At 67.4% G+C, this 25,343-nt stretch carries 23 protein-coding genes; 13 read left to right on the top strand and 10 right to left on the bottom strand.

Annotated elements, in window-relative coordinates; translation table 11 throughout:
• Positions 1-96: 96 nt before the first annotated feature.
• The 7 genes from BMZ69_RS29430 to BMZ69_RS29400 all read right to left on the bottom strand — a co-directional run bounded on the left by BMZ69_RS29430 (position 97) and on the right by BMZ69_RS29400 (position 7,865).
• Complete coding sequence (locus tag BMZ69_RS29430) at positions 97-780, bottom strand: transglutaminase-like domain-containing protein (protein WP_092163570.1); 684 nt, start codon at positions 778-780, stop codon at positions 97-99.
• Positions 781-1,019: 239 nt separating this feature from the next.
• The gene (locus BMZ69_RS29425; RefSeq protein ID WP_092163569.1) at positions 1,020-1,634 is read right to left on the bottom strand and encodes a 2-hydroxychromene-2-carboxylate isomerase; all 615 of its coding nucleotides are present in this window, start codon (positions 1,632-1,634) and stop codon (positions 1,020-1,022) included.
• Positions 1,634-3,241, bottom strand: a complete 1,608-nt coding sequence (locus tag BMZ69_RS29420) for an acyl-CoA carboxylase subunit beta (protein WP_092163568.1) — start codon at positions 3,239-3,241, stop codon at positions 1,634-1,636. Before BMZ69_RS29420 ends, BMZ69_RS29425 begins: the two co-directional genes overlap by 1 nt.
• A gap of 4 nt (positions 3,242-3,245) precedes the next feature.
• Positions 3,246-3,743: an acyl-CoA carboxylase biotin carboxyl carrier protein subunit gene (locus BMZ69_RS29415; protein WP_092163567.1), complete on the bottom strand. Its 498-nt coding sequence runs from the start codon at positions 3,741-3,743 to the stop codon at positions 3,246-3,248.
• A 2-nt stretch (positions 3,744-3,745) separates the two neighbouring features.
• The gene (locus tag BMZ69_RS29410) at positions 3,746-5,242 is read right to left on the bottom strand and encodes an acetyl-CoA carboxylase biotin carboxylase subunit (protein WP_092163588.1); all 1,497 of its coding nucleotides are present in this window, start codon (positions 5,240-5,242) and stop codon (positions 3,746-3,748) included.
• Positions 5,242-7,077 (bottom strand): acyclic terpene utilization AtuA family protein, encoded by a 1,836-nt coding sequence (locus BMZ69_RS29405; protein ID WP_211200698.1) that lies wholly within the window; start codon positions 7,075-7,077, stop codon positions 5,242-5,244. Before BMZ69_RS29405 ends, BMZ69_RS29410 begins: the two co-directional genes overlap by 1 nt.
• Before the next feature lie 5 nt (positions 7,078-7,082).
• Entirely contained in the window at positions 7,083-7,865 is a 783-nt protein-coding gene (locus BMZ69_RS29400; RefSeq protein ID WP_244543617.1) for an enoyl-CoA hydratase-related protein, read from the bottom strand.
• 248 nt (positions 7,866-8,113) lie between these two features.
• On the opposite strand from BMZ69_RS29400, the gene BMZ69_RS29395 reads away from it, so the two are divergent.
• Positions 8,114-9,325 carry an acyl-CoA dehydrogenase family protein gene (locus BMZ69_RS29395; protein ID WP_210188121.1) on the top strand — a complete coding sequence of 404 codons (1,212 nt, stop codon included), beginning with the start codon at positions 8,114-8,116 and terminating at the stop codon, positions 9,323-9,325.
• On the top strand, positions 9,318-10,202 hold the full coding sequence (locus BMZ69_RS29390) for an SDR family oxidoreductase (protein WP_092163564.1): 885 nt from the start codon (positions 9,318-9,320) through the stop codon (positions 10,200-10,202). The genes BMZ69_RS29395 and BMZ69_RS29390 overlap by 8 nt, the downstream gene beginning before the upstream one ends.
• 147 nt (positions 10,203-10,349) lie before the next feature.
• Here BMZ69_RS29390 and BMZ69_RS31410 read toward each other — a convergent pair whose 3' ends face one another.
• Positions 10,350-11,081: a TetR/AcrR family transcriptional regulator gene (locus BMZ69_RS31410; RefSeq protein ID WP_175507038.1), complete on the bottom strand. Its 732-nt coding sequence runs from the start codon at positions 11,079-11,081 to the stop codon at positions 10,350-10,352.
• Positions 11,082-11,271: 190 nt separating this feature from the next.
• On the opposite strand from BMZ69_RS31410, the gene BMZ69_RS29375 reads away from it, so the two are divergent.
• From BMZ69_RS29375 to BMZ69_RS29330, 10 genes are all read left to right on the top strand, one after another.
• Entirely contained in the window at positions 11,272-12,234 is a 963-nt protein-coding gene (locus BMZ69_RS29375; protein WP_092163563.1) for an NAD(P)H-dependent flavin oxidoreductase, read from the top strand.
• Between the two features lie 331 nt (positions 12,235-12,565).
• On the top strand, positions 12,566-13,405 hold the full coding sequence (locus BMZ69_RS29370; RefSeq protein ID WP_092163562.1) for an ABC transporter ATP-binding protein: 840 nt from the start codon (positions 12,566-12,568) through the stop codon (positions 13,403-13,405).
• Positions 13,406-13,431: 26 nt separating this feature from the next.
• A complete protein-coding gene (locus BMZ69_RS29365) occupies positions 13,432-15,354 on the top strand; it encodes an AMP-dependent synthetase/ligase (RefSeq protein ID WP_244543616.1) in 1,923 nt (640 codons plus the stop codon).
• Between the two features lie 217 nt (positions 15,355-15,571).
• Positions 15,572-16,459 (top strand): branched-chain amino acid ABC transporter permease, encoded by an 888-nt coding sequence (locus tag BMZ69_RS29360; protein ID WP_092163560.1) that lies wholly within the window; start codon positions 15,572-15,574, stop codon positions 16,457-16,459.
• Positions 16,460-16,463: 4 nt separating this feature from the next.
• Complete coding sequence (locus BMZ69_RS29355) at positions 16,464-17,537, top strand: branched-chain amino acid ABC transporter permease (RefSeq protein WP_092163559.1); 1,074 nt, start codon at positions 16,464-16,466, stop codon at positions 17,535-17,537.
• A gap of 37 nt (positions 17,538-17,574) precedes the next feature.
• On the top strand, positions 17,575-18,837 hold the full coding sequence (locus BMZ69_RS29350; RefSeq protein WP_175507037.1) for an ABC transporter substrate-binding protein: 1,263 nt from the start codon (positions 17,575-17,577) through the stop codon (positions 18,835-18,837).
• 52 nt (positions 18,838-18,889) lie between these two features.
• The gene (locus tag BMZ69_RS29345; protein WP_092163557.1) at positions 18,890-19,681 is read left to right on the top strand and encodes an ABC transporter ATP-binding protein; all 792 of its coding nucleotides are present in this window, start codon (positions 18,890-18,892) and stop codon (positions 19,679-19,681) included.
• Positions 19,682-19,688: 7 nt separating this feature from the next.
• Complete coding sequence (locus BMZ69_RS29340) at positions 19,689-20,921, top strand: phenylacetate--CoA ligase family protein (RefSeq protein ID WP_092163556.1); 1,233 nt, start codon at positions 19,689-19,691, stop codon at positions 20,919-20,921.
• A 33-nt stretch (positions 20,922-20,954) separates the two neighbouring features.
• Positions 20,955-21,743 (top strand): enoyl-CoA hydratase/isomerase family protein, encoded by a 789-nt coding sequence (locus BMZ69_RS29335; protein WP_092163555.1) that lies wholly within the window; start codon positions 20,955-20,957, stop codon positions 21,741-21,743.
• Between the two features lie 93 nt (positions 21,744-21,836).
• The gene (locus BMZ69_RS29330) at positions 21,837-22,910 is read left to right on the top strand and encodes an ABC transporter substrate-binding protein (protein ID WP_092163554.1); all 1,074 of its coding nucleotides are present in this window, start codon (positions 21,837-21,839) and stop codon (positions 22,908-22,910) included.
• 31 nt (positions 22,911-22,941) lie between these two features.
• Here the strand turns inward: BMZ69_RS29330 and BMZ69_RS29325 are convergent, their stop codons facing one another.
• The gene (locus BMZ69_RS29325; protein ID WP_092163553.1) at positions 22,942-23,652 is read right to left on the bottom strand and encodes an orotate phosphoribosyltransferase; all 711 of its coding nucleotides are present in this window, start codon (positions 23,650-23,652) and stop codon (positions 22,942-22,944) included.
• A 239-nt stretch (positions 23,653-23,891) separates the two neighbouring features.
• Between BMZ69_RS29325 and pyrC the strand changes: the two genes are divergently transcribed.
• The gene (gene pyrC / locus BMZ69_RS29320) at positions 23,892-24,986 is read left to right on the top strand and encodes a dihydroorotase (protein WP_092163552.1); all 1,095 of its coding nucleotides are present in this window, start codon (positions 23,892-23,894) and stop codon (positions 24,984-24,986) included.
• A 6-nt stretch (positions 24,987-24,992) separates the two neighbouring features.
• Here the strand turns inward: pyrC and BMZ69_RS29315 are convergent.
• Positions 24,993-25,343: formyltetrahydrofolate deformylase (locus BMZ69_RS29315; protein ID WP_139219301.1), on the bottom strand; the 351-nt coding region annotated here is incomplete at its 5' end.

The raw sequence follows: 25,343 nt of genomic DNA, 5'->3' as shown, positions 1-25,343 counted from the left end.
AAACGCGCCGGCCTGCGATGAAACGCAAGGCCGGACAGTCGTCAGCGAACGCTGCCGAAGCGATGCTGGTATTCGCTCAGTGTGGAGGAATTGCGGTCAGGCTTCCGAGGCAGGCTTCGGATGAGCCTTGCTCGCGAGCGCCGCGCGCTCGGCCGCCATCGCCGTGATCAGGCGAGGATAGGCGTCCTGCATCGCCTCGCGGAAGGCCTCGTATGGCATGTCGTCATGGTCGCCGCGGTCGAGCACATAGTCCATGTGCTGGCGGCCCGTTGCGTCGAAGGGCTGGAAGATCGAATCCGTGCTGCCGTCGAAATCGAGCGGCTGGACGTCGAAGCGGGCGCAGAAGGCAAGATCGAAGGCCGGTGTCGCCTTGACCCAATGGCCTTCGATGTGGAGCAGCGTATAGGCGTGCCAGCGGAAGACGTCGCTGCCCATCAATTCGAGGATGCGCGGTGAGGCCAGGTGATTGCGCACATCGGCGAAGCCGACGCGAGCCGGGATGCCGGCGGCGCGGCAAACCGCGGCCAGTGTCAGCGCCTTGGGCACGCAGAACGAGCCCTTTGCCTCCAGGCAGCGCGAGGCGACGAAGATATCGCGTTCGATGCCGAAATAGCGGAGGTCGTAGGGGATCGCGTCGCGGGCGGCGTAATAGAGCCGCACGGCGCGGTAGCGGTCCGGGCCGCTGCCGGCATGCTTCTCGACGAAAGCACGGATCGCCGGCGCATTGGCATCTATGAAGGGCGTCGCCTTCAGCGCCCCGGTGAGCCTGTCGTCGCTCATCGCTCACAGCCTTTCAAATGCATCATGGCAGGCGCGGGCAAACCCCTCCCCCTTGTGGGGAGGGGCAGGGGTGGGGGGCGAAAAGTCGGAGCGCTCTGCCACCCATGGATGCGATCGAGTACGACGAGCAGCCTATCACCCGGTCGTTCGCCCCCATCCCCATACCCTTCCCCGCAAGGGGGAAGGGAGGCACTTTGGCCGGCAGCCGCTCGCTTGGAATGAACAGGACAGTCATCCGCCTACGTCCCACCGCGCCGATGCTGCAGCCGCCAGGCGATCTGCGGCAGGCGGTCGGCGCCGAAGAAGCTTTCGCCGTCCAGCGTCACGAACGGCACGCCGGTGACACCAGCAGCGCACGCTTCGTCCACGGCTTTGCCGAGGCGCTGGCGGCCCTCAGGTCCATCGATCATGACGCGGATCGCGTCCGGAGTCTCACCCGCCAAGCAGGGCAGGTTGGCGAGCACGGCCGGATCGGCGATGTCCTCGCCTTTGGCGAAGAACGCTTCGAAGATCTCGCTGGCTAGCCTCAGCCCGTCCTGCTGTCGCGTTGCCGTCCAGGCATGAAAGAGCCGTCCGGCGAGATGGGCCGAGATCTGCAGCGGTTCTGGCACACGAAAGGGCAGGCCGAAGAATTCGGCCGAGCGGGTCACGTCCTCGAGGAAATAGCGCCGCCGCGCAGGCGTCTCCAGCGGGTTGACGACGCCCTGCTGCTTGAACACCGCCCAGAGCAGGATCGGCCGCAACTCCAGCGCCCGGTCATGCTCTTCCGCCAGTCGCGCCAGCGGACGAAGCGCGAAATAGGAATAGGGCGAGGCGAAATCGAGATAGAGGCGCAGCGCTCCCGGCATCGCCATCAGAACCGGAAGACGCCGTAGCCTGGCGGGCCGAGAGGAGCGTTGAGCGAGGCCGAGATCGCCACGCCGAGCGCGTTGCGGGTGTCGAGCGGGTCGATGATGCCGTCGTCCCAGAGCTCCGAGGTCGAATGATAGGCCGAGAGCTGCTCCTGATAGGCCTTGCGCGTCTCCTCCCAGAGCTGGTCGATCGCGCTCTGGTCGACCGTTCCGCCATTGCGCTTCATCTGGTTGGCCTTGACCTCGGCCAGCGTGTTCGCCGCCTGGTCGCCGCCCATCACGCCGATCTGGTGGTTCGGCCAGGAGAACAGGAAGCGCCCGTCGAAGGCGCGCCCGCACATGCCGTAATTGCCGGCGCCGAAGGAGCCGTTGCACATCACCGTGAATTTCGGCACCCGCGAGCAGCTCTGCGCCATGATCATCTTGGCGCCGTCCTTGGTGATGCCGCGCCGCTCGTATTCGCGCCCGACCATGTAGCCGGTGATGTTCTGCAGGAAGACCAGCGGCGTGTTGTTCTGGTTGCAGAGCTCGATGAAATGGGCGCCCTTGATCGAGGAATCGTTGAAGAGCACGCCATTGTTGGCAAGAATCCCGACCTTGAAGCCCCAGATATTGGCGAAGCCGCAGACCAGCGTCGTGCCGTAGTTCGGCTTGTATTCGTGGAAGCGGCTGCCGTCGACGATGCGGGCGATGATCTCCCGCATGTCGAAGGCCTTCTTGATGTCGTCGGGGACGATCCCGTAGATCTCGGCGGGATCGTAGAACGGCTCCTCCGGCGCCTCGCGCTGGGCTTCCCAGCGCGGCAGCCGGTCCCATTGCGAGACGATGTCGCGGCCGATCTCGATGGCGTGCTCCTCGCTGTCGGCGGGATAGTCGCAGGTGCCCGACACGCTGGTGTGCATCTCGGCGCCGCCGAGCTCCTCGACCGTGACGTCCTCGCCGGTCGCCGCCTTCACCAGAGGCGGGCCGCCCAAAAAGACCGCGCCGGTGCCGCGCACGATGACGCTGTAGTCGGACAGCCCCGGGATATAGGCGCCGCCGGCCGTGCAATGGCCAAAGACCAGGGCAAGCTGCTTCACGCCCATCTTCGACAGCAGCGACTGGTTGCGGAAGATCCGCCCGCCCATGTAGCGATCCGGAAACAGCTCTGACTGGAGCTGCAGGAAGCCGCCGGCGGAATCGCAGAGATGGACGACCGGCAGCCGGTTCTCCATGGCGATGTCGAGGGCGCGGACGATCTTCTTGACCGTGAGGGGATACCAGGCGCCGCCCTTCACCGTCGGGTCGTCGGCGCGGATCATCACCTCGCGGCCGGAGACCATGCCGATGCCGACGATCGAGCTCGCCGAGGGCGATTCACCGCCATAGGCCATGTTGGCGGCGAGCGAGGACAACTCCAGGAACGGCGTGCCGGGATCGAGCAACATCTCGATGCGCTTGCGCTGCGGCATCTTCTGCTGGCGGGCGAGCCGGTCGAGATCGCGCTGCGGCCGGCTATGGCGCGCGGCCTCCTGCTTCGCCCGGAATTCGGCGACGAGGCGCCGATTATGCGCCTCGTTGAGGCGGAAATCGGCCGAGGCGGTGTTGATCGATGATTGCAGTCTGGACATCGGGTCAGCCTTCCGCCGGAGCCGCGAGACGGGCGAGCACGGCGTCCTTGTCGAAGCCTTCGCCTTCGTGCGCCGCGATCTCGGCGATCTCGCCGTCGCGCGGCGCATCGAGTTTCATCTGCAGTTTCATGCTTTCGATGGTGACGACGGTCTCGCCGCGCTGGACCTTGTCGCCGACGCGCTTGTGGACCATGACGACCGTGCCCGGCATCGGCGCGCGCACGACATTGGCGCCGCCTCCGGCCGCCGAGGCTTCCGCGGCATCGCGCCGGTGCAGGGCGAAGCTGCGTCCGTCCAGCCGGACGATGGCGCCGTCGGCGCTGCCGGCGCGGGCGAAGGCGATGAGCTTGCCGTCCAGGGTCAGTTGGCGGCGGCCGTCACTGGCTTCGTCCAGGTCTTGAACGACATGCCGGCGGCCATCGACCGAGAGCACCAGATGCGGCCTGCGCGCCAGGATGGTGACGTGGTGGACGCTGCCGCCAAGATCGAGCTTGAGGACCATGCTCAGTTCCTCCAATGCCCGATCGAGGCGTGCGGCTCGGGCACGCCGAGGGCAAGGTCGCGGAAATCGCGCAGGCCGAGCGCCGCGGCGATCAGGATTTTGTCGCGCGTCTCTTCATCCGGCTCGGCGGCGGCGAGCTCCGCCTTGTGCTGGGTGACGAAGCCGGTGTGCAGCTCGCCGGCGGCGAAGGCGGGGTGGCCGAGCACGCGGGCGAGATAGTCGATATTGGTCTTGACCCCGAGCAGGGCGAGATCATGCAGCGCCGCGATGGCCCGCCGCGTCGCGCCGGCCCGGTCCGATCCGTGGGCGACGAGCTTGGCCAACATCGGGTCGAAATCGGCGGTGACGCGCTGGCCGCGATCGAGCGCGTTCTCGAAGCGCAGATAGGCGGCCTGCGGCGCGTCGAGATGCAGGACCGTACCGGTCTCCGGCAGGAACTCGCGCTCGGGATCCTCGGCGCAGATCCGGCATTCGATGGCATGGCCGTTCGCCGTGATCTCGTCCTGCGCGAAGGGCAGGTCGCGCCCGGCGGCGATCTCGATCTGCAGGCGGACGAGGTCGAGCCCGGTGATCATCTCGGTGACGGGGTGCTCGACCTGCAGGCGCGTGTTCATCTCCAGGAAGAAGAAGCGTCCGTCGGCGCCGAGAATGTATTCGACCGTGCCGGCATTGCGGTAGTTCGCCGCTGCCGCAAGGCGGACGGCCGAGGCGCATATCTCGTCGCGCAAGGCTGCCGGCAGGTTGGCGGCCGGGGCTTCCTCGATGATCTTCTGGAAGCGGCGCTGCACCGAGCATTCGCGCTCGAACAGGTGGATGGCGCCGCCCTTGCCGTCGCCGAAGACCTGCACCTCGATATGGCGGGGCCGCTCGACGAAGAGCTCGGCATAGACCCGCCCGTCGCCGAAATAGCGCTGCGCTTCGCTGGCGGCATGGCGGGCGGCGCCTTCCAGCTCCTCGGCCGAGCGCACGATGCTCATGCCCTTGCCGCCGCCGCCCGCCGCCGCCTTGATCAGCAGCGGAAAGCCGATCTGCGTCGCCTGGCGGGTGAACTCGGCAAGGTCTTCAGTCGGCATCACCGAGGGCGCCACCGGCACGCCATGATCGGCGGCGAACTGGCGCGCCCAGATCTTGTCGCCCATCAGCGCGATCGTATCCGCATCCGGGCCGATGAAGGTGATCCCGGCCTCGGCGACGGCGCGGGCAAAGCGCGCATTCTCGGAGAGGAAGCCATAGCCGGGATGGATCGCATCGGCCCCGATCCCACGGGCGGCCTCGACGATCTGGGCGATGTCGAGATGGGCCGCGACCGGGGTCTCGCCCCAAATCTCGATCGCCTGATCGGCCTCGCGCACATGCCGGGCGCGGGCTTCGACCGGATGATGGATCGCGACCGAGGCGATGCCCATCTCGCGCAAGGTCCGGATCACCCGGCAGGCGATCTCGCCGCGATTGGCGATCAGCACCTTGCGGAACGGCGGGTTGTCGTCCGGAGCGGTCATCATGCGTCGCCTGTGATCTTGAGGCTGTAAAGGGGGCCGCCCGGTGCGAGCCAGGCGGCGGGGACCGGCACCGGCAGGCTCATCAGGACCTGCGCCATCGCCTTGCCCTGCGGATCATGGCGGAGCGAGGCGATGCCGCCGCCGCCGAGCGCGCGGTGCATCACGAGGTTGAAGCCGCCCAGGCCCGGCCAGTCGAAGCGCTCGACCCTGCCGGCGACATGGTGGGCGAAGTGCTGGCCGACCGCCTCCGGCGCCAGCGCTCGACGCAACCAGGGCAGGAAGGCGGCGTCGCGCGCGATCACGCCGATATTGGCGATGTCGCCCTTGTCGCCGCTGCGGCCGAAGGCGAGGGCGACAAGCGGGACGGTCGCCATTTCGCCGGCGGCCTCCGCAACATCCGCAGCTATGCGGGCGGGGGAGGGAACGTCCGTGGCGGCCGCGCGGACATACGCCGGCGCAGGCAGGTTGGTCTGACCGAGGCTCACCATCGGCTGCAATTCGGCTTTGTCGATCAGGAAGGAGAACAGCCGGATCACCGGCTGCGGCTCGGGCCGGCCGCCGGCGAAACCGGTCAGGCTCTGTGCCATCGCGGTTGCGGCCGGGTAGATCTCGCGGGCGAAGATCTGCAGCGCCTCCTTGGCGGGATGGCGCACGCCGATCTTGAGCACGACCTCGCGCGTCGCCCGCGCCCGGCTTTGGGCGCCATAGCTCGCCTCGGCACCGAGCGCCTCGACCGAGGTCTCGGCGAAATCCGGGAAACCGGCCTCGCGGATCAGCCGGCCGCAGCGGGTAAGGATTGCGCTGGCGACTGCTTTGGCCCGCTCGGCCGCATCGTCGCCGACGATCATCATCGTCGTCGCGCAGCGATAGCCGTCGGCATAGGTGGCGCTGACCTTGTAGCTGTTGGATGGCGCCCGCCCGCGCGCGCCGGAGACCCGTACGCGATCGGGGCCGGCGGCTTCGAGCCTTACTTGCGACCAGTCGCAACAGACATCCGGCAGCATATAGGCGGCGGGATCGCCGACCTCGTAGACCACCTGCTCGGCGATGGTTGAAGGGGTGACGCGCCCGCCGGTTCCCTCAGGCTTGCCGATCTCAAAGCTGCCATCGGCGCGGCAATCGGCGAAGGGGAAGCCCATATCGGCCCAGTCGGCCGCGACCTCGCGCCAGTCGGTGACGATGCCGCCGGTCGCCTGCGCGCCGCATTCGAGAATGTGGCCGGCCAGACTCCCGGCCGAGAGCCGGTCGTAATCCTCCGGCGTCCAGCCGAATTCATGGATCAGCGGGCCGAGCACCACGGCCGAGTCGACGCAGCGCCCGGTCACCACGACATCGGCGCCCGCCGCGAGCGCCGCCGCGATCGGGAAGGCACCGAGATAGGCGTTGATGCTGGCGATCCTGTCGGGGAAGGGCGCGCCGGAGAACATCTCGGTGACGCCGGCAGCGCGCAGGCGCTCGGCCTCGCCCGAGAGATCGTCGCCGGTGACGATCGCGACCTTGAGGTCGACACCGACTTCCTTGAAGGCGGCGAGCAGGGCGTCGTGGCAGCCTTCCGGATTGACGCCGCCGGCATTGGTGACGACGCGGATGCGCTTCTCTGCGATCTCGCGGGCGAGCGGCTTCATCACCAGCGAGACGAAGTCGGTGGCATAGCCGAGCGCCGGATTCTTCGCCTTCATTCGGGCGAGGATCGACATGGTGATTTCGGCCAGATAGTCGAGCACGAGATAATCGATACCGCCCTGGCGGACGAGCTGGCGCGGCCCCTCCGGGCTGTCGCCCCAGAAGCCGGCGCCGCAGCCGATGCGGATGCTCTCGCGCATTGTCGCCACCATGGCGCTCACCGCCCGGTCCAGGCCGGCGGACGCTTTTCCGCGAAGGCGGCGAAGCCCTCGCGCGCATCCTCGGTACGGGCCATGTTGGCCAGCATGAACTGGGCGTATTCGAGCGCCGCGTCCGTCGACATCTCCCTGATCTTGGCGAGGCTTTGCTTGCCCAGGCGGATGCCGGTCGGCGACTTGTCGACGAGGCGGCCGACCAGCCACGCCGTCTTGGCGTCGAGCTCAGCGGCCGGCACCGCGTAGTTGATGATCGCGCCGGCCTCGGGATTGCCCGCCTTGATGGTCTCGCCGGTCAGGCAGAGCTCCATCAATCGGCGATAGGGCAGGACCCGCATCAGATAGGGCAGGATCATCATCGGGAAGAGCCCGACCTTGACCTCGGTCACTCCGAGCAGGACATCGTCGCGCGCCACCACCAGATCGCAGGCGCAGACCAGGCCGAAGCCGCCGGCCAGTGCATGGCCGTTGACCCGCGCCACCAGTGGCAGCCGGCATGCATCCATCCGGCGCAGCAGGGCGGCGACGTAGTGGCGGGGATCGGCCGCCTCGATGGTGAAGGGCGTTCCGTCCGCATTCGGCTTGAGGTCGCCGCCGGCGCAGAAGGCCTTGTCGCCAGCCCCGGTCAGGATGACGGCACGCACCTGCGGATCGGCCTCGGCCTGGTCGAGCGCGGTAACTATCCCCTCGGCAACCGCCTCGTTCAGGGCGTTGCGGCGGCTCTCGCGATTGATCGTGACGACCAGCGCCGCGCCCTCGCGTCGGGTGATGACCTCTTCGCTCACGGGTTCCGTCCCTGCGCGGCTCGCTGAAGGAGCCTTCATCCAATAAATGATTTCAATTCATTTGAGGTGTCAATAGCGATGCCACACCTGACGTGCATGGCCGATTGCGCAAATGGATTATTCGATTTTACTGCATCATCGCCACGTTGACAGCAGGGTTCGCCACTGATGAAATGGCCTCAATAATATTCGAGGCTGAATGGCCGAGCGCCCGCACGCTGCGTGACGAGGCGAGGGAGGAGATCGACGTGAATGCCGTAACCGGTAGCAACCGCGCCAACGCCTTCGGCCTCGACGAGGAGCAGAACGCCATTCTCGACGGTGCCGACCGCTATGCACGCGCCGAGCTCTATCCGCTGTCGCGGCGCATGGACGACGAGGAGTGGTGGCCGGACGAGGCTTTCCGCCAGATCGGCGCCAACGGTTTCTTGGGCGCAACGATCCCCGAGCAATATGGCGGGGCGGGGCTCGACCTGCTTCAGGCCGGGCTGGTCCTGCAGGGCTTCAGCCGCTGGAACCACGCCATGGCGCTCTCGGTCGTCGCCCATGACAACCTCTGCGCCAACAACATCTATCGCAACGGCAATGAGGAGCAGCGCCGGAAGTACCTGCCCGATCTCTGCTCGGGGAAGATGATCGGCGCGCTCGGCCTGACCGAGCCGGGGGCGGGGTCGGACGCGCTCGGCTCGATGCGCACCACCGCGCGCCGCGAGGGCGATCACTACATCCTCAACGGCAGCAAGATCTACATCACCAACGGCCCGGTCGCCGACGTGCTGCTGGTCTACGCCAAGACCGACAAGGAGCGTGGCGCGCACGGCATCTCGGCATTCATCGTCGAGAAGGGTTTTCCCGGCTTCAAGGTGGCGCAGAAGCTGGTGAAGATGGGCTATCGCGGCAGCCAGACCGCGGAATTGCTGTTCGAGGATTGCCGTGTCCCGGCCGCCAATCTCGTCGGCGCCGAGAACCAGGGCGTCGCGATCGTGATGAGCGGGCTCGATCTGGAGCGGGCGATGATTTCGCCGCTCTGCCTCGGCGTCGCCGAGCGGGCGCTCGAGCTCTCGATCGACTACGCCCGGACGCGCAAGCAGTTCGGCAAGCCGATCGGCGCCTTCCAGATGGTCCAGTCGATGCTGGCCGAGATGTATGTGCTGGTCGAGACCATGCGCAGCTTCACTTATCGCACCTTGGCCGAGGCGGCTCCTCTCGAAGTCGGCGGCGGCGGGCGCGGCGACATCCACCGCCTGACCGCGGCCTCGGTGATGTATGCGGCGCAGGCCTGCCACGATGTCCTCGACAAGGCCGTGCAGGTCCATGGCGGCGCCGGCTATATCTGGGAATCCGAGATCAACCGGCTCTTCCGCAGCACCAAGCTGCTCGAGATCGGCGCTGGCACCACCGAAGTCCGCAAGATGATCATCGCCGGCGAATTGCTGAAGGGGATGGAGCGCCATGGCTGAGGCCGATCCCCGCGAGTTCGGGCTGGTCGATGCCGATCTCGCCAAACTGCCGACGGTCTACGGGCCGGAGGCCTTCGCCGGCAAGACCGTCCTGATCTCAGGCGGCGCCGGCGGTATCGGCCGCGCCACGGCCTGGCTGCTCGGCCGGCTCGGTGCGCAGGTGGTCATCGCCGGGCGCGACGAGGGCAGGCTGGAGGCGGCGGCTGAGGCGATGCGCGCCGCCGGGCTGAAGGCGGCGGGCAGGACGGTGAATGTCCGCGATCCCGCGACGATCGGGGCGCTGCACGACTGGATCGCCACCGAGTTCGGCGGCATCGACATCCTCGTCAACAGCGCCGGCGGTCAGTTCCCCCAGGCGGCGATCGACTTCTCGACGAAGGGCTGGAACGCCGTCGTCGACACCAATCTCAACGGCACCTGGTACATGATGCAGGAGGCCGCCCGGCGCTGGCGCGATGCCAGGCGGCCGGGCAGCATCGTCTCGATCGTCGTCGTGACGCGCCAGGGCCTGCATGGCGTCGCCCATACGATCGCGGCGCGCGCCGGCGTGGTCGGCCTGACCCAGGCGCTGGCCGTGGAATGGGCACCGCTCGATATCCGGGTCAACTGCATCGCGCCTGGCGCGATCGAGACGCCGGGCTGGCGCGTCTACGATCCCGCGCAGGTCGAGGCCTATCCGCGCTCCAACCCGATGATGCGCACCGCGACGACCTGGGAGGTGGCGGAGGCCTGCGCTTATCTCTGCGGCCCGGCGGCGGCCTATGTCACCGGCGAGGTGCTCAACGTCGCCGGCGGGGCGCAGCTCTGGGGCGAGACCTGGACGATCCCGCGCCCGGCCTTCTTCGATGGTCCGGGCCGCAGCGGCGATGGCGGGTAGGCCATGATGTCAGCTCTCACCCTGAGGAGCCGCGCAGCGGCGTTTCGAAGGGGGCTCCAGGAGGCTCCGGAACCATCTGGACCATCCTTCGAGACGCACTCCTGCGGAGCGCTCCTCAGGATGAGGGCTGAATTGTTGAACGCCCTCTCAACCGCGTCGAGGAGACGACTTCGCCGGGACGATTCCGGCCGCTGCTTCCAGCCGGGCCGTCGCCGTTTCCAGCCGCGCGACCACGCTCTCCATCGGGGAAGCCGCCTCGCTGCCGACGGCCAGGCCGTGATGGACGAGATTGGTGATCGCGTCAGCCATCTCGGCCGGGTCGAAATCGCCTTCACCGCGCAGGAAGGCCCAGGTGCGATGCTCGATGCAGCCGAAGACGAGGTCGCGCACCAGGCTGGGCGAGGTTTCGGGCCGCAGATCGCCGGCAGCGATGCCGGCTTTGACCACGTCGACCAGACGATTTGTGTAGGCGCGGTTGAGCTCGAACAGATGCGAGCCGCGATAGTCGGGCGCCGGCCGGATCTCCTGGAACATCAGGCGCGACAGCGCCGGATCGCGATGGATCGAGGTGAGGTGGGTGTAGACGATGAAGCGGATCTGGTTCCAGCTGCCGCGCACCGCGGCGAACTGTTCGGCATCGTCGCGCAGCATCTCCTCGAACCAGTGCTCGACGACCTTGACCAGCAATTCGCGCTTATTGGCGAAGAAGCGGTAGATGCTGCCCTCGACCACGCCGGCACGCACAGCGATGTCGGTGATCAGCGCATCATTGTAGCCCTTCTCGACGAAGACGTCCTTGGCCGCGGCCATGATGTCGGAGATGCGCCGTTCGGGCGGGAGCCGGTTGACCTGGCGCTTCAGGGCAGTGCGGGGCGGCATAGATGATCCTTGCTGAGGCGAAGCGGCAGGCCGTTTCTTCCTCTGGCCGACCGGCGGCACGCCGGGGCGTGTCGTCACTAATAAATAGCATTCATCATCGACGGGCGCCAGGCAAGGGCTCGGCCGCAAGGTCAGCTTTGTGGAATGGGTGCCCGTCCCGATGCGTATGGGTTCTTTAGGGGAGGGGTCATTGCCATTGCCTGCCGCCTTTGCCGGACGCTTGCGCATTCCGGTCATCGCTGCGCCGATGTTCCTGATCTCGGGGCCGGATCTCGTTGTCTCCTGCTGCCGCAATGGCGTCGTCGGCAGCTTTCCGGCTCTCAATCAACGGACCACTGCCGGCTTCGCCGACTGGCTCGACGAGATCGCCGAGCGGCTGGGTGATGCTGGCGAGGCCACGCCCTTCGGCGTCAACCTGGTCGTCCATCGCAGCAATCCGCGGCTCGACGCTGATCTCGCCATCGTGGTCGAGCGCAAGGTGCCGCTGGTCATCACCTCGCTCGGCCTCAACCGCGATCTGATCAAGGCGGTGCAAGGCTATGGTGGACTTGTCTTTCACGATGTGACGACGCTCGCCTTTGCCGCCAAGGCGGCCGAGGCCGGCGTCGACGGGCTGATCGCTGTCTCAGCCGGAGCCGGCGGGCATGCCGGTCCGCTCAACCCCTTTGCGGCCCTTGCGGATATCCGCCGGATCTTTGACGGCACGCTCGTGCTCGGTGGCGCGCTGAGCACTGGCGCGCAGGTCGCGGCTGCCCGGATGGCAGGCGCCGATCTGGCCTATCTCGGTACCCGTTTCATGGCGACCCAGGAAAGCATGGCGCCGCAAGCGCTGCGCGACATGCTGCTCGGTGCCTCCGCCGCTGACATCGTCTACACGCCGGCGATCAGCGGCGTGCCCGGCAATTTCCTGCGGCCGAGCATCGCGGCGGCCGGCCGTGATCCCGACGATTTCAGCAGGCCGGCGAGCTTGGATTTCGGCACGACGGAGGCCAAGACCTGGCGCGATATCTGGGCGGCCGGACAGGGTGTCGGCGCGATCGACGACCTGCCTACTGCGGGCGATCTTTGCCGACGGCTGGCGGATGAATACGAAGCGGTGCTGGCCGGCGCGGCGCGCCTGTCATGTCGAGGAGCGATTGCTCATTCGGGCTGAGCGCGGTTCATTGAGGGTACTTCCAGCGCGCCGGCGACGCATGTGGTGCTGAGTAGGGCTTGAGCCGTCGCGAATACCGTTGTGCAGAAAATCACAGCTGCCACCGGCATCGAAGCCGGGAGGCAAAAGAGTTGACAGCACAAGATGAATTCTATTCATTAGCTGCATCGAGCTGACGCCTACCGAGATAACAAGACAGCGCAGCCGGGGAGGATGCCGTGGGAGTCAACGCCGTTCGCGCGGCGGCGCCGTATGTGCGCCGGGCGCCTGCAGATGACCCGGTCGGGATCGCCGGCGGGAGCCTTCCGGTCGGTTGCTCCGGATGTCTCGAATGAATGAGGTTCAATACCGTTCCGCCGCGAGCGTCGCTGGCGCGCCCGTCGCGCTCTCCTGCACCGGGATCGAGCGCGTCTTCGGCGGCCTGCGCGCGCTGAAGGGCGTCTCGCTCGACGTTCGCCAGGGCGAGATCCTCGGCCTCGTCGGCCCGAACGGTTCGGGCAAGACCACGATGGTCAATGTGATCACCGGCTTCTACCCGCCCAATGCCGGCAAGGTCAGCCTGTTCGGCGAGGACATCACGGCGCTGAAGCCGCATCGCGTCGCCGCCCGCGGTGTCGCCCGCACCTTCCAGAACCTGGCCCTGTTCAAGGGTATGAGCGTCCTCGACAACATCCTGATCGGCCGCCACACCCACATGAAGCCGAGCGCGCTCGGGGCGCTGTTCTACTGGTGGTGGGCGGAGCGCGAGGAGCTGGCGCACAGGCGCGTCGTCGAAGAGATGATCGAGTTCATGCAGCTCCAGGACATCCGCGACGAGCCGGTCGAGGTCATTCCGCTCGGCCTGCAGAAGCGCGTCGAACTGGCGCGCGCCCTCGTCGCCGAACCACGCCTCCTGATCCTGGACGAGCCGATGGCCGGCATGAACCAGGAGGAGAAGGAATACATCGCCCGCTTCATTCTCGATGCGAGCGAGGCCCGCGGCGTCACCACCCTGATCATCGAGCACCACATGGACGTGGTGACCTCGATCTGCGACCGCGTCGTCGTGCTGAGCTATGGCGAGGTGATCTCGGAGGGCGAGCCGCAGGCGGCGATCTCGCATCCGAGCGTGGTCAGCGCCTATCTCGGCGAGCGCGCCGCCAAGCGCCACCAGGCCGGTAGCACGGCATGACGGCGGTATCGGGCAGGATCGGGGAGGTGGCCCACTGGCCGGTCGCCGCCAATGGCGAGCCGGCGACGCTGATCGCGGCGCTCGCCCGTAACGCTGCTGAGTTCGGCGACCGGGTCGCCTTCCGCGAGCGGCGCTACGGCATCTGGCAGGAGCAGAACTGGCGCGAGGTCTTCGCGGAGATCGCCACGATGGCGGCGGGGCTCGAGGAGGCGGGGCTGGTCGCCGGAGCTGCGATGACCGTGATCGGCGACAACCGCCCGCGGCTCTATTACGCCATGCTCGCCGCCAACATGCTGCGCGCTTTCCCGTCGCCGGTCTTCCCGGACGTGCCGCTGGAGGAGCTGATCGTCGCGACCCGCCATGGCGCGCCGCCAGTCGGCATCGCCGAGGATCAGGAGCAGGTCGACAAGCTGCTGCAACTCCGCGAGGCGACCGGGCGCGTCGCCACCATCCTCTACGATGACGAGCGCGGGCTCGATGGCTACGACCTTCCCGGGCTGATGTCGCTCGATGCACTGGTCGCGAAGGGCCGCGAGCGGCTGGCGCGCGAGCCCGATCTGATCAGGCGTTTCGTCGACGGGCCGCAGGCCGACGACATCTCGGTGCTGCTGCATTCCTCCGGCACGACCGGCCTGCCCAAGGGCATCCCGTTGCGCCATCGCAACGTCACCGGCGGCCTGCTCAATGCCGGTGCCAGCGGCTATTTCCATCAGCACGAGGAACTCTACGCCTATCTGCCCACCGCCTGGGTCGGCGACTTCGTCTTCACGCTTGGCGCCGGCATGATGATGGCGGCGACGATCAATATCCCCGAGCGCCAGGAAACGGTGATGCGCGACCTGCGCGAGGTCTCGCCGACCTTCTATCTTGCCGCGCCGCGCGCCTGGGACCAGATGCTGACCCGCGTCCAGGTCGGCATGAAGAACTCGACGCCGTTCAAGCGCTGGCTGTTCGAGACCACGATGGAGCGCGCCGTCGCCTACGAGCGCAAGCGCCTGTCCGGCGGTTCGCTGACGCTGTCGGAAAAGCTGCTCGACGCGGTCGGCAACGTGCTGGTCTATGCGCCGCTGCGCGACCATCTCGGGCTCGGCCGGGCCGAGCGCGCCTTCACCGGCGGCGAGGCGCTGGGCGAGGACACCTTCCTGTTCTTCCGGGCGCTCGGCATCAAGCTGAAGCAGTTCTACGGCCAGACCGAGACCTGCGCGCTGACGGCGGCGCAGACCGAAGGGCAGGTCAAGCTGCACACGGTCGGCAAGCCGATGGTAGGCAGCGAGATCCGCATCGACGACAGCGGCGAAATCCTGGTGCGCTCCTCGTCGGTGGTCGATGGCTACTATGACGACCCAGAAAGCAGCGCCAAGGCGCTGGTCGATGGCTGGCTGCACACCGGCGATGCCGGACGCATCGACGAGGATGGCCAGCTCGTCGTGCTCGGCCGCGTCAGCGAGGTCGTGCGCACCGCGTCCGGCGAGCGCTACATCCCGAACTTCATCGAGAACCGGCTGAAGTTCAGCCCCTATATCCGCAATGTCGCGGTGATCGGCGCCGGGCGCGACCAGCTCACCGCCATCGTCTGCATCGATTTCGACGCTGTCGGCCACTGGGCCGAGGAGCGCGGCATCTCCTACACCTCCTATGCCGAACTCTCGCAGCGGCCCGAGGTGCAGGCGCTGATCGGCGAGGTGGTCAGGCACGTCAACGGCACGCAGCCCAACGGCCTGCGCGTGCGGCGCTTCTCCAATCTGCACAAGGATTTCGACGCCGACGACGGCGAGATCACCCGCACCCGCAAGCTGCGCCGCAACACCATCGAGACCACCTACGCCTCGCTGATCGAGGCGCTCTACAGCGGGGCGACCGAGACCGTGTTCGACGCCACCATCGCCTATGAGAACGGGGAGCGCGGCGTGATCCGGCGGACGCTCAAGATCAGCGAGGTCGTCGCCTGATGAGACCTCTGTGTAAAGCTGATCACATGAACTCCTCCCTTCCCCCTTGTGGGGAAGGGTATGGGGATGGGGGGCGAACGACCGGGTGCAAGGCCGCTCGTAGAAGCGGACCGGCCGATCTCTCGGCGAATGTGTTCCGACTTTGCGCCCCCCACCCCTTCCCCTCCCCACAAGGGGGAGGGGTTCTGCCCGCGCGTCTTTCGCGGAGGAATCCCTGATGGACTGGATCCTGCTCGCGGAACTCTCGACCAACGGCGTCTTCGTCGGCCTGATGTATGCGCTGGTCTCGCTCGGCATCGTGCTGATCTACAAGACCTCCGGCACTGCCAATCTCGCCCAGGGCGCGATCGCCATGACCGGCGGCTACGTCACCTGGGCGCTCGCGACCCTGGTCGGCCTGCCGATGTGGCTGGCGATCCCCGTTGCGCTCGTCGGCATGTTCGGCTTCGGCCTGCTGATGGAGCGCGTCGCGCTGCGCCGGATGATCGGCCAGCCGGTGATCATGACGATCATGCTGACGCTCGGCGTGGAGATCATGCTGCGCGGCCTGCTGCCGGGCATCTTCGGTGCGGCTGTGAAACGTCTCGACATCGGCCTGCCGCAGCAGCCGCTCTTCGTCGGCGAGCTCCTGCTCAACCGCTCGACAATGATCGGCGGTTCGATCTCGCTGCTGCTGATCCTGCTTTCGCTGTTCTTCTTCAACTCGCGCTTCGGCGTGGTGATGCGCGCCGTCGCCGATGACCAGACCGCGTCCTGGTCGGTCGGCATCAGGGTCGAGCGGGCGATCGCCGTCGCCTGGGGCCTCGCTGCCGTCTCCGCCACCGCCGCCGGCGTGCTCTGGGGCAGTACACAGGGCATCGACTGGTCGCTCTCGCTGCTGCTGATCAAGGCGCTCGCCATCGCGATACTCGGCGGGCTCGACTCGATCCCCGGCGTGCTCGTCGCCGGCGTCATCGTCGGCGTCGCCGAGAGCCTCGCCACCGGCGTGCTCGATCCGCTGGTCGGCGGCGGCTCGCGCGACGTGGTCGCGGCCGTGATCATCCTGGTGACGCTCCTGCTCAAGCCGCACGGCCTGTTCGGCCGCCACCATATCGAGAGGGTCTGACGCCGTGTTCTATCGTCGCGCCGGTATCCGCCACACGCGCTATCAGGACGAGCGCCAGCTGTTCCCGCTCGGCTTCGACCGTGGCCTGATCATCGCGGTCATCCTCATCCTGCTGGCGGCGCCCTTCCTGTTCGACCGGCTCTATGTCTCCGGCTATCTCCTGCCCTGGCTGATCTGGACCTCCGCCGCCCTCGGCCTCAACCTGCTGATGGGCTGGTCCGGCCAGATCCATCTCGGCTATGGCGCAGTGATGGGCATCGGCGCCTATGGCTCGGTGCATCTGGTGCGCCTCGGCGTGCCGCTCGAGATCGCGATGATCGCCGGCGGCCTGCTCAGCGCCACCATCGGCACGATGTTCGGCGGCGCGGCCCTGCGCATGAAGGGCATCTATCTGGCGATGGCGACGCTCGCCATGCAGTACGTCGTCGACTTCGTCATCTCGCATAGTTCCGTGATCAGCGGCGGCTCGCTCGCGACGCTGCAGGTGCCGCCGGTCAGCTTCCTCGGCATCCCCCTGCAGGGCGATTTGCCGACCTATTACCTCGCCTTCGGCGTCTGCCTCGTCATCACGCTGTTCATGTTGAACGTCCGGCGCACCAGCTTCGGCCGGGCCCTGGCGGCGCTGCGCGAGAAGGACTACGCCGCCCAGATCCTCGGTATCTCGACCTTCCGCTACAAGCTGCTCGCCTTCTGGGTCTCGTCCTTCATCGGCGGCGTCGTCGGCTCGGTGCTGGCGGTGACCTATCTCAGGGCGATCTCGCCCGACCAGTTCCACATCGAGCTCTCGATCCAGATTCTGGCGATGATCATCGTCGGCGGTCTCGGCAGCGTGCTCGGCCCGTTCTTCGGGACGGCGCTGATCCTGTTCGCGCCGATCCTGCTCAACAACCTGCTCGGCGCCGCCGCCGGCACGTTCGGCTGGTCCTTGCCGATCGACCTGCGCGCCCATCTGCCGTTGATGGCCTACGGCGCGCTGGTGATCGGCTTCCTGCTCTACGAGCCGCTCGGCCTCGCCAAGATCTACGCGAATTTCCGCAACTACTTGCTCGTCTGGCCGTTCCGCCATGCCCAGCGGTGACGGTGCCTCAATCAACGACAGGGCTGGAGGAAACAGGATGTCGCTCGATCGCCGTTCTTTCATCGCCGGATCGGCTGCGCTGGCCGCGCCGCTTGCCCTGCCGGCCCGCGTCTTCGCCCAGGAGAAGATCGTCCGCTTCTCGCTGCCGCAGGACTTCACCCGCATCTACACCTTCGTGACCTCGGAGTATAATCAGGGGCAGCGCGACTACTTCACGCTGGTCAACGACCGTGGCGGCGTCGGCGGCTACAAGATCGTCGCTGACATCACCGACCACGCCAACGATTTGCCGCGGGCGATCGAGGCCTATGAGCGCGGCAAGCGCGAGGGCGCCGTGCTGATCGACCCGCTCTCGACCCCGGTGGCGCGCGCGCTGGTGCCGCGCGCGCTTGAAGACAAGATCAACATGATCACGGCCTATTCCGGACGCAGCGACGCCGCCGACGGCAGTGCCTTTCCCTATGTCCTGCCGCTTTCGATCAATTACTGGACCCAGGCCGGCCTGATCATCGAGCAGTTCAAGAAGACCGAGAAGGGCAGCCTCAAGGGCAAGAAGATCGTCTTCGTCCACATCGACACGCCCTTCGGCAAGGAGCCGCTGCCGATCCTCAACGTGCTCGCCAAGAAGGAAGGCTACGAGCTGACCGCCTTCCCCTATACGCCGCCGGGCAACGACCAGTCGGCGATCTGGCCGCAGGTGCGCCGCGCGCGGCCCGATTTCGTGATCTTCTGGGGCGCCGGCGTCGGCCAGACGGTGGCGCTGACCGAGGCGATCCGCAACGGCCTGCCGATGGACCGCGTCTCCGGCAGCGTCTGGCTCTCCGAATCCGATATGGACGTGGTCGGGCGCGAGGCGGCCAAGGGCGTGATGAAGGTCGAGCCCTGCGTCGGCGGCCGCGAGCCCAAGGTGATCAAGGACATCCTCGCCGACGTCGTCGGCAAGGGCAAAGGCGCCGGCCCCGAGAACAAGGTCGGCACCGCCTACTACAACTACGGCGTCCAGATGGCGACGCTGATGGTCGAGGGCGTGCGCAGGGCGGCCGAGAAGGCGCCGAACGGCCCGGTTACCGGCCCCTGGCTCAACGAAGGCTTGCGCTCGATCACCAACTTCACCGCCGACGGCCTGCTGCCGCCCACCACGATCACCAAGGACGACCACCAGGGCGGCGGCATGGGCCGGATCGCGCGCTGGGACGGCGCCAAGTTCGTGCCGATCACCGACTGGTACTCCGCCAACCAGGACGTGGTCTGGGAGGAGATCCGCAAGAACTCGGAAGAGTTCAAGAAGTCCGGGAAATGACTCTGCGCGGGCGGCGCGGGTCTTCCGCACCGCCCCTTTTCGGATCGGGCCGATGACGTTGCTGGCGCTGAACAATATCGAGATCGTCTACGATCAGGTCTTCCTCGCGGTGCGCGGCGTCTCGATCGAGGTGCCCGAGAAGGGGCTCGTCGCCGTTCTCGGCGCCAACGGCGCCGGCAAGAGCACGGTGTTGAAGTCGATCTCGGGTCTGCTCAAGCCCGAGCGCGGCGCGGTCACGCGCGGCGAGATCAGCTTCGACGGCCGCTCGATCCTCGCCGTCGACCCGCCCGATCGCGTGCGCCTGGGCATCGTTCATGTGCTGGAGGGGCGGCGTGTGTTCGGCCATCTGACGCCGAAGGAGAATCTGATCGCGGCCGCGACCATGCATCGCGAGCGCGGCCATGTCACGGCGCTGATCGACCGGATGTTCGAGACCTTCCCGCGTCTCGCCCAGAGGGCCAAGGCCGAGGCCGGCTATCTCTCCGGCGGCGAGCAGCAGATGCTGGCGATCGCCCGCGCGCTGATGACCGAGCCGCGCCTGCTGATGCTCGACGAGCCGAGCCTTGGCCTCGCGCCCTTCCTCGTCGACGAGATCTTCGACATCGTCCGTAACGTCAACGCGCGCGACGGCGTCGCCGTGCTGCTGGTCGAGCAGAACGCCACGGCGGCGCTGGAGATCGCCCATTACGGCTACCTGATCGAGAACGGCCGCATCCTGATGAGCGGCGAGGCCGCCGTGCTGAGCGCTAATCCCGACGTCGCCGACGCCTATCTCGGCGGTCATCAGAAGGTCGACTACCACGCGGTCAAGCATTACCGGCGCCGCAAGCGCTGGCTCGCCTGAGGCCGTCATGGGCAAGCACTACGACCGGCTGGAGACCCGCGCACCGGCGCGCCGCGAGGCCGACCTGTTCAACCGGCTGCCGCAGGTGATTGCGGCGGCGCAGCGGCTCCCCTCATGGCGGAAGCATCTGCGCGGCCTCGATCCCGAGGCGATCACCGACCGCACGGCGCTTGCCCGCCTGCCGGTGCTGCGCAAGTCGGATTTGCCGGCGACCCAGCGCGGCAAGCCGCCCTTTGGCGGTTTGCTACCGGGCCGTCCGAGCGATTATCGCCGCTTGATGATGTCGCCGGGGCCGATCTTCGAGCCCGAAAGCCATGACGACGATCCCTGGCGGGTCGCCCGCGCGCTCGCCGCGACCGGCGCCGGCTGGCGCGATATCGTGCTCAACACCTTCTCCTACCACCTGACGCCTGGGGCCTGGTGCTTCGACGCCGGGGCGCGCGTGCTCGGCTGCGCCGTGATCCCGGCAGGGCCCGGCAATAGCGACGCCCAGCTCGACCTGATCGAGGCCTATCGCCCGACGCTCTATGCCGGCGTGCCGGACTTCCTGAAAATACTGCTCGATCTCGGCGCGGCGCGTGGGCGCGATCTCACCTCGCTGAAGCGGGCGGTGGTCTCCGGCGCGGCCTTCCCGCCGTCATTGCAGGCCGAGTTCCGCGAGCGCGGCATCGACGCCTATCAATGCTACGCCACGGCTGAATGCGGCATCATCGCCTATGAGACGCCGGCCCGCGAAGGCCTCGTGCTCAACGAGGACATCATCGTCGAGATCCTCCGTCCCGGTACCGGCCAGCCGGTGGCGGAAGGGGAGGTCGGCGAGATCACTGTGACCATCCTCGATCCGAAGAAACCGCTGATTCGCTTCGCCGTCGGCGATCTCACCGCGACGCTGCCGGGCTTGTCGCCCTGCGGGCGCACCAACCAGCGCATCCGCGGCTGGCTCGGCCGGGCGGATCAGTCGGCCAAGGTCAAGGGCATGTTCGTCCGGCCCGAGCAGGTCGCGGTGGTCGCCGCGCGCCATCCCGAGCTTGGTCGCTGCCGGCTGGTGGTGACGCGGGCCGGCGAGACGGATGCGATGTGTTTTAGGGCCGAAGCCACTGCATTGAGTTCAGAACTGGCCGAGACAGTGAAGGCTTCCGTCCGCGAGGTCTTCAAGTTGAGCGGCACGGTCGAATTGGTGGCGCCGGGGACATTGCCGAGCGACGGCAAGGTTATCGACGATACGAGGCCGCCGGGCTGAGGCTCATGACGCGGACAGGATGGGGACGAGACGATGAGCGATGCGGCAGACGAGGTGGTGATCACGCAGCGGCAGGGCCCGATCCTGACCGTCACCATGAACCGTCCCAAGGTGCTCAACGTCCTCGACGAAGCGATGGCCGATGGGCTGGTCGCAGCCTTCTCCGGGCTCGCCGCAGATCAAACGATCCGCGCCGTCGTCCTGGCGGGGGCAGGGCGGTCGTTCATGGCGGGCGGTGATCTCGCCCGCTTCCAGGCTGACCTTCCGGGCGCCCCGCAGACCGCGACGAAGCTGATCGACCGCTTCCACACGCTGATGCGCCTGATCAAGGCGATGCCGCAGCCTGTCATTGCCGCGGTGCAAGGGCCGGTCGCCGGCGGCGGCGTCGGGCTGGCGCTCGCCTGCGACCTCGTGATGGCGGCAGAGGATGCGAGCTTCCTCTCGGCCTATACCAAGCTCGGCACCAGCCCCGATGGCGGCACCACCTGGACGTTGACGCAGTTGCTCGGCCCGCGCCGGGCGCTGGAATTCGTGCTGCTCAACCAGGCGATGAATGCCCAGACCGCGCTCCAGCTCGGCCTGGTCAACCGCGTCGTGCCGACGGACGAGCTGATGGCGGTGGCGCGAGCCATGGCGGAAAAGCTCGCTCGCGGCAGCGTCGGCGCGCAAAGGGCAAGCAAGGCGCTGGTCCAGGCCGCGACTCATGGCTCCTTCGACGCACAGCTCGACCTGGAGAAGCAGAACTTCGTCGCCAATGCCGGCACGGCGGATTTCCGCGAGGGCATCGCCGCCTTCTTTGACCGCCGCCCGCCGGCCTTCTGAGATCGGTTGGGCGCGCTGCGCTTACGCTACTGACGTCCATGGGCGCGTTCCCGGCATAGTGCGGCCGAACCGTTGGCCGGGAGATGTCGGCGCATGACCATGCCTATTCGGATCGGTGCCCTGGCTCCGCTGTCGCCACCCGGCTGGGTCGAGGCCGGCCAGCACCTGCTCGCCGGGATCGAACTTGCTATCGCCGAGGTCAACGGCTCCGGCGGGATCGCCGGAAGGCCGCTCGAGTTGATCGTGCGCGACACCGCGGCCGATCCACAGAAGGCGGTGGCCGCCGTCGATGAACTGGCCGGTCTGGGCATCGTCGCCCTTGCCGGGGAGTACCACAGCGTCGTCGCCCGCGCCGCTGCGGCCAGGGCCGATGCGCTGCACCTGCCGTTCCTCTGCTCCTCGGCGGTCCTCGATGCGCTCACCGAGCAGCCGACGGACTGGGTTGCCCGGATCGCCCCGGCGCAGTCCCGCGGCTGGCGGCTCTATGCCGAGTTCCTGCTAGGCTTGGGGCATCAGCGGATCGCCGTCGCAACCGTCCCGAGCGTCTACTGGGCCTCGGGGACGCGCATCCTGCGGGACTACATCACGCCACGCGGTGGGAGCGTCATGGAGTTCGAGATGAACTCGTTCACGCCTGCCGCGCTCTGTGACGAACTCGCCGGCAAGGGCGCCACGGCCCTGCTGCTCCTGGTCGGCCATCCCGAGCCGGCGGTCTCGATCGTCAGGGCCGTCCGCCGCGACCCGCGCCTTGGCGGCGTCCTGATCGGCGCGCCGGCCGGGCCGCCGGAGCTGCCCGCATGGCTGGCGTTGCTGGGCGAGGACGGGGCCGCGATCCCGTTCCTGCGCTATTTGCCGGAGCAGCTTCCGCCGCTCGGTCTGCGAGTCGAGGCGGCCCTGCGCCAGCAGCTTGCGCAGGCGCCGTCCTTCGTCGCCTTCGAGGGCTATGACACGATCACCGTTCTTGCCGCGATGATGCGCTCCCATGGCCCGGAGCGGGGACGCCTGGCGCAGGCCTGGTTGGAGCTGTCGGTCGAAGGCACGCGCGGGCGGATCAGCTTCTCGCGCGTGCCGGACGTCGGCGTCTGGCAATGGGCTTGGCCACCGATCCAGGTCGTCGATCGGGATCCGGTCGAGCCCGATCGCTTTCGCGTGCTGCACGCTGGCTGAGAGCCTGCGTAGTGCAGCTGATTTTGGATCTTCAGCCGGTCTTGGCCTGGTTGAAGTCCGAGATGCCGCCATGCGCGGCCGACCATTTGGCCGGCTCGTTGAGGAAACGCTCGACCTCGGCCAGCACCTTCGGCTCGAAATGGCCGCTCGCCTTGGCGACCTTGAGCACGTCCCACCAGGTGGTGAGGTAGTGCAGGCCGACGCCGATCTCCTGCATCATCGCGCGCCCCTGCGGGAAGATGTCGTAGTAGAACAGCACGAAACAGTGATCGACCTTGGCGCCGGCGTCGCGCAGCGCCTTGCAGAAGTTGACCTTGCTGCCGCCATCCGTGGCGAGGTCCTCGACCAGCAAAGTGCGCGCACCCTCGACCACCTCGCCCTCGATCTGCGCATTGCGGCCGAAGCCCTTGGGCTTCTTGCGGACATATTGCATCGGCAGCGACAGGCGATCGGAGATCCAGGCGGCGAAAGGAATGCCGGCCGTCTCGCCACCGGCGACGATGTCGATCGATTCATAGCCGATGTCGCGCACGATGGTGGTCGCGGCAAAGTCGATCAGCGAGGAGCGCAAACGCGGGAAGGAGATGATCTTGCGGCAGTCGATATAGACCGGGCTCGCCCAGCCGGAGGTGAAGATGAAGGGCTTGTCCTTGTAGAAGTGGACCGCCTTGATCTCGAGCAGCATCTTGGCCGCTTCGAGCGCGATGGTCTCCCGGTCGACCGGCATGTAGAGATTGGGCATGGTCTTGGTCTCCAGGGCCAGCGCGCGCCAGCCTTCACCGTTTGCAGGCGTTGGCGCGGCTCGTGTCGAATTCGCAAACGGCCCCTTCTCGACAGGTTGCCGGTGAAGGTCAATCCCCGCTGTGCGCTGTCCCCGGCATGATTGCTCGGATGTGCTCGCGCCGCCTCGCCAAGGCGGTTATGGAAGGGCCAGCCCCTCGGTGGATTCGCTCGGCGGGCAAGTCAGCACAGGGGCAGGGCATGAGCGTCACGGAACTTTTCGGCAGCACGGAAGCCAAGGCCGCCGGCACTTTCGAGACGCTGACGATCCGCCGCCCGGACGACTGGCACGTCCACCTGCGCGACGGCGCCATGCTGAAGGCGGTGCTGCCCTTCACCGCCGCCCAGTTCAAGCGCGGCATCATCATGCCGAACCTGGTGCCGCCGGTGACATCCGTGGACGCGGCTAACGCCTATCGCGAGCGCATCCTCGCGGCGCGGCCCGATGGCAACGATTTCATTCCGCTGATGACCTGCTATCTCACCGACACGACCAATCCGGATGAGATCGAGCGTGGCTTCAAGGAAGGCGTCTGGGCCGCCGCGAAGCTTTATCCGGCGGGGGCCACCACCAACGCCCATCACGGCGTCACCGATATACCGAAGCTCGCCCCGGTGCTGGAGCGGATGGAAAAGATCGGCATGCCGGTCCTCGTCCATGGCGAGGCCACCGACCCGGCCGTCGACATCTTCGACCGCGAGGCGGTGTTCATGGAGGCCGAGATGCTGCCGCTGCTCAAGCGGCACCAGGGTCTCAAGGTCGTGGTCGAGCATGTCACCACCGCCGAGACCGTCGAACTGGTGCGCGCCCATGCCGGCCGGGCAGCGGCGACGGTGACGCCGCACCACCTGATCCTCAACCGCACCTCGATCTTCCAGGGCGGCCTCAGGCCGCATCTCTACTGCCTGCCGGTTGCCAAGCGCGAGCGCCATCGCCTCGCTTTGCGCAAGGCGGTGACTGCGGGCGACGGAAATTTCTTCATCGGCACCGACACCGCACCGCATCTGCGCAGCGCCAAGCAAGCCGAATGCTGCTCGGCCGGCGTCTTCGGCGGCGCCACCGCGCTCCAGACCTATGTCCAGGTCTTCGACGAGGAGGGTGCGCTTCCCCATTTCGAGGCCTTCGCCTCGGAGAACGGGGCGCGCTTCTACGGCCTGCCGCTCAACGAGGGCACGATCACGCTGGAGAAGCGGCCCTGCCGGGTCTCGCCTGCCGTCGCAGTCGGCGAAGAGGACGTGGTCGTCTTCCGCGGTGGCGAGGAACTGCCCTGGTCGCTCGGAGAGGTGAGGGGCTGACGCCCCTCAATCCGTAAACACCACCGTCTTCTTGCCGTTGAGCACGATGCGGTCTTCCAGATGGTGCGAGACGGCCCGTGCCAGCACGCGCCGCTCGATGTCGCGGCCTTTGCGCACGAGATCGTCGGGCGTGTCGCGATGGCTGATGCGCTCGACGTCCTGCTCGATGATCGGCCCTTCGTCGAGGTCCGAGGTGACGTAGTGCGCGGTCGCGCCGATCAGCTTCACCCCGCGCTCATGCGCCTGATGATAGGGCTTGGCACCCTTGAAGCCCGGCAGGAACGAGTGGTGGATGTTGATGCAGCGCCCGGCGAGCTTGGCCGAGAGCCCGTCCGAGAGGATCTGCATATAGCGGGC

It is taken from the genome of Allobosea sp. CRIB-10, from assembly GCF_900112185.1.
GTDB lineage: Bacteria > Pseudomonadota > Alphaproteobacteria > Rhizobiales > Beijerinckiaceae > Allobosea.
Note: the sequence above shows the minus strand (reverse complement) of the source record. Positions and strands in the feature narration are given on the sequence as shown.